This window comes from Chloroflexota bacterium, from assembly GCA_018825785.1.
Taxonomy (GTDB): Bacteria; Chloroflexota; Dehalococcoidia; order JACVQG01; family JAHKAY01; genus JAHKAY01.
Map to the genome: position 1 here is coordinate 1 of JAHKAY010000058.1, position 4,133 is coordinate 4,133.

General features: G+C 50.5%; 7 protein-coding genes. All 7 read left to right on the plus strand.

The features are described from left to right. Positions 1–60 precede the first annotated feature (60 nt). On the plus strand, positions 61–348 hold the full coding sequence (gene casB, locus KJ624_08335; GenBank protein MBU2009823.1) for a type I-E CRISPR-associated protein Cse2/CasB: 288 nt from the start codon (positions 61–63) through the stop codon (positions 346–348). 30 nt (positions 349–378) lie between these two features. After that, positions 379–1,527 carry a type I-E CRISPR-associated protein Cas7/Cse4/CasC gene (gene cas7e / locus KJ624_08340; GenBank protein MBU2009824.1) on the plus strand — a complete coding sequence of 383 codons (1,149 nt, stop codon included), beginning with the start codon at positions 379–381 and terminating at the stop codon, positions 1,525–1,527. Between the two features lie 3 nt (positions 1,528–1,530). Further along, positions 1,531–2,211 (plus strand): type I-E CRISPR-associated protein Cas5/CasD, encoded by a 681-nt coding sequence (gene cas5e, locus KJ624_08345; GenBank protein MBU2009825.1) that lies wholly within the window; start codon positions 1,531–1,533, stop codon positions 2,209–2,211. Beyond that, positions 2,198–2,803 carry a type I-E CRISPR-associated protein Cas6/Cse3/CasE gene (cas6e, locus tag KJ624_08350; GenBank protein ID MBU2009826.1) on the plus strand — a complete coding sequence of 202 codons (606 nt, stop codon included), beginning with the start codon at positions 2,198–2,200 and terminating at the stop codon, positions 2,801–2,803. Before cas5e ends, cas6e begins: the two co-directional genes overlap by 14 nt. Before the next feature lie 34 nt (positions 2,804–2,837). Then, positions 2,838–3,659 (plus strand): Bro-N domain-containing protein, encoded by an 822-nt coding sequence (locus KJ624_08355; protein MBU2009827.1) that lies wholly within the window; start codon positions 2,838–2,840, stop codon positions 3,657–3,659. A gap of 21 nt (positions 3,660–3,680) precedes the next feature. Beyond that, on the plus strand, positions 3,681–3,860 hold the full coding sequence (locus KJ624_08360; protein ID MBU2009828.1) for a hypothetical protein: 180 nt from the start codon (positions 3,681–3,683) through the stop codon (positions 3,858–3,860). A 1-nt stretch (position 3,861) separates the two neighbouring features. Continuing rightward, positions 3,862–4,133, plus strand: a 272-nt coding sequence (locus KJ624_08365; GenBank protein MBU2009829.1) for a hydroxyacid dehydrogenase, incomplete at its 3' end; no start/stop codon positions are given.

Genomic DNA, 4,133 nt, shown 5'->3' on the forward strand with positions numbered 1-4,133 from the left:
CTTAATTTTCTTTTTCATGAACACCTCCTTTTAGGTAGGTGTTCATGATACGTTGATGTTGTGGCTATTCGATTGTCAAAGAGCGTTTGTCCACGATGTCCTGAACGTAAAATTTGTCCACGATGTCCTGAACGTTGTCACCTAGCCAAGGGGAAAGGGGTCAGCGAAAAAAGGCTGTTTCAGGTGATCCGTTCAGAATCCCCAAACGACATGATTCAACTGCGCCGGATATTGCAGATGGTCGAACCATCCGTGAACTGGCCCAAGGCGGCAAGGCTGCTTTGGTACTGGAACGAGCGAAGCAAGCGCGATTTACTGGAAGAGTATTTTATGAACCAGTCAAAGTAAATCAATCTCTTACAAAGAAAGGAAACCACCATGGACAAGAACTTCATCAATTTCCACATCCTAATTTCCCACAGTCCTTCGTGCCTCAACCGTGATGATATGAACATGCAGAAATCGGCCACATTCGGCGGAAAGCGGCGGGTGCGCATCTCCAGCCAAAGCCTAAAGAGGACAATGAGAAAAAGTCCATATTTTGACAAGATGTTAGGGCAAAACTCGACACGAACAAGGGAACTTAACAATCTCTTTTCCCTGCTTTCAAAAAAAATGGGAGAGCACATTCCAAAAGAGTTAATCGAAAAGGCGATTTCTTTTCTGGCTGATAAGAGAGACGTAACGATCGATGAGAGTCGGGCTGATGCTGTTGCACCTTGGTGTTATCAAGAGGTTGAATGGTTCTGCAATCAGCTTCAAACAAACGAAAATATAATGAAATTGTGTGAGGAATTTATTTCGATAACCGGAAATAGCGACAATGACAAGAAAAAGAAGAGAAGCCTAATAAAATCTGTGTACAATATTCTTGAAAAAAATGAGCAATTGCAGGGCCTTTATTTGGCGTTAGAAAACAATATTGATATAGCGCTACATGGTAGAATGGCAGCGTCAGGTCTAATGAAGCCTCTCGATGGCGCTCTGGCCGTGGCCCATGTCATTACCACCCACACCGTAGATGCGGACATCGACTGGTTCACCGCCGTTGACGATCTGCAGGAGTTGGGCTCTGGCCATCTTGATACGCAGGAATTTTCCAGCGGTGTCTTTTATCGTTACGCCAGCCTCAACATATCCCAGTTGCAGGAAAACCTGGGAAACGCCCCCCGCAAAAAAGCCCTTGAAATTGCATCACACGTGCTTCACCTGATGGCGACGGTAGTGCCTTCCGCCAAGCAACAGAGCTTTGCCGCCCACAACTTGGCCGATCTGGCGATGGTATCCTTTTCCGATATCCCGGTATCCCTGGCGAATGCTTTTGAAGAGCCGATCAAACCCGGACCCGGATTCATCAAACCATCGGTCAAGGCCCTTCACGAATACTGGCAGGCTGTGCATCATGGCTATGGATTGAATGAGCGGTGCGCTGAATTTGCGATCGGCCATGAGCCGCCGGAAGGCATAACGGGCAAGAAGACCCTGGAGAATTTGAAAACGTGGGTGCAAGCCGATGGAGAGGTGTAAACCATGCGAGACTTTCTCATTCTCAAACTACACGGCCCCATGCAGGCATGGGGCGAACATACCTTCGAGGGACTGAGGCCGTCGGCCAATTTTCCCACCCGAAGCGGCTTACTGGGGCTTCTCGGCGCGTGCATCGGTATCAAAAGAAACGATCGCGAACAACTTCAACAACTGGCGGACAGTGTCGGCATGGCGGTACGGGTGGACGAGCGTCGCATGTCCCGTAGGGATGGAAAATCACGGACTTTACGGGTGGTGAAGATGACCGATTACCACACCGTGAAAGATGCCCGTGAGGATTACACAGGCCTGAAAAAGCATGACACCATCCAGACCTGGCGGGAATATCTGTACGATGCCGAATTTACCGTGGCGCTCTGGAATCAGCCGGATGCGGCTCTGAGTTTCGACGAACTGGAGGCAGCGATAAAGCGGCCGCTCTTCACACCCTATCTTGGACGGCGAAGTTGTCCGCTTGCACGTCCGCTGTTTGAAGCGCGGCTTAAGTCTTCGGATGTTTTGGAGGCGTTGAAAGGCATAGCGCCTCATGGCGGGACGATCTACAGCGAGGAGAAAATAGGCGACCGTATGAAAAGGGTCCGTAATGTTCCGTTAATTCACCAACCGCGCCAATTTGCCGGGCGCAACCTCTATATCCACGGAGGTGAACATGTATCTGAGTAAAATACTGATAAAAGGTTCTGCCTGCCGCAATCCCTACGAGATCCACCGGGCATTGTGGACGCTGTTTCTGGAAAATGAGGATGCCGGCCGTGATTTTCTTTTCCGTGTTGGGCATTCGGATCGCGATCATGCCGAGATTCTGATGCAATCGGTCAGAGAACCGGAACGATCATCTAATACGGTGCAAATATTGGCTTGCAAGGAATATCCGCTGCTGTTGTTTCCAAGGCAGCGGTTACGTTTTATGTTGATTGCCAACCCGGTAAAAACAATCAGTGATGAAATGGGACGTAAAGACACGGATGGCGAAACGAAGAAATGTCGTGTACCTCTTATCCGGGAAGAGGAGCAGCGGTCCTGGATAGAACGTAAGCTTCAGAATGCTGCATCACTGGAGATGCTTGCCATAGATCCTGTCTTTCCAATGAACTTCAGGAAAAACAGGGAAGATCGGATCGGGAAAATTCAGCCGGTTCGCTTTCAAGGCGTCCTGAAAATTGAGGAACCTGAAGCAGTAATGGAATTGGTCCAGAACGGCATCGGCCCCGCCAAGGCCTTCGGTTGTGGTCTGCTTTCATTGGCGAAGGTATGACCATGCCAATTTTGAAAACAGAAGAGAGGTCATCATGGAAACCAAAGTCGCTCTTTTGCGAGGCAGCGGTATCCGCAAAACGTTCCATAACAACGAATGGTGGTTTGTGATTGATGATGTGGTCGGTGTATTGACGGATTCCACAGATCCATCCGGATATATCAAGGATATGCGTCGTCATGACAGGGAGTTGTCCAAAGGGTGGGGGCAAATTGCCACCCCCCTTTGGATAGAAGCTGAGGGTGGAAAACAGAAGATCGATTGCGCCAACACCGAAGGCATCTTTCGCATCATCCAGTCCATCCCCTCCCCCAAAGCCGAGCCCTTCAAGCGCTGGCAGGCCAGGGTCGGCTATGAGCGGGTGCAGGAGATCGAAGATCCGGAACTGACCACGAAGAGGACGCGGGCGATCTACAAGGCCAAAGGTTATTCCGACGACTGGATCGAGAAACGGATGCGCGGTATCGCCGTCCGGGATAAACTTACGGATGAATGGAAAAAGAGGGATGTGAAGCAGGAGCGGGAACATGAGATTCTCACGGCGGAGATTGCAGAAGCGGCGTTCGGCGTTACACCCGGCGAGCATAAGCAGTTGAAGGGGCTGAAACGGGAAAACCTGCGGGACCAGATGACCGATCTGGAACTGATCTTCTCGATGCTTGGCGAGGCGGCAACCACCGAAATCACAAAGGTTGATGACGCGCAGGGCTTCGATGAAAGCAAAGTTGCTGCACGCAAAGGCGGAGAGGTCGCTGGAACGGCGCGAAAAGACCTGGAAAAGAAAACCGGCAAGCGGGTCGTCTCACCGGAAAATTACCTGAACGAGCCGGAGAGCAGGAAACGATTGAAATCGTAGAAATAACCAGGAGGCATTCACATGGCCAACAAAGCTCAGAAAACCGAGCATTCCGGCCCGAAGAAAGGGTCTGGCGCTTACTGGGGCCGGAAGAACGCCGCCAAGAAGGAATCCAATCGGGTGCGACGCGAGGCCGACAAAAAGGATTCGGATCCGGTTTCCACGAAAGGCTTGAAAAGTGGTCCCCATGAAGAAGAATGAAATGGAACCCAGGAAGAGCGAATTGATTCTGTACCAGACGGAGAACGGTAAAACAAAGGTCGAGGTCCGGCTGCAGGACGAGACCGTCTGGCTGAGCCAGAAGCTGATGGCCGAACTGTTTCAGACATCCGTTCCAAACGTCAACATGCACATCAGCAACATTTTTGTGGAAGGGGAACTGGCGGCGGATTCAGTTATTAAGGATTTCTTAACAACTGCCGCGGACGGCAAGAACTATCAAACCAAATTCTACAACCTCGACGTGATCATCTC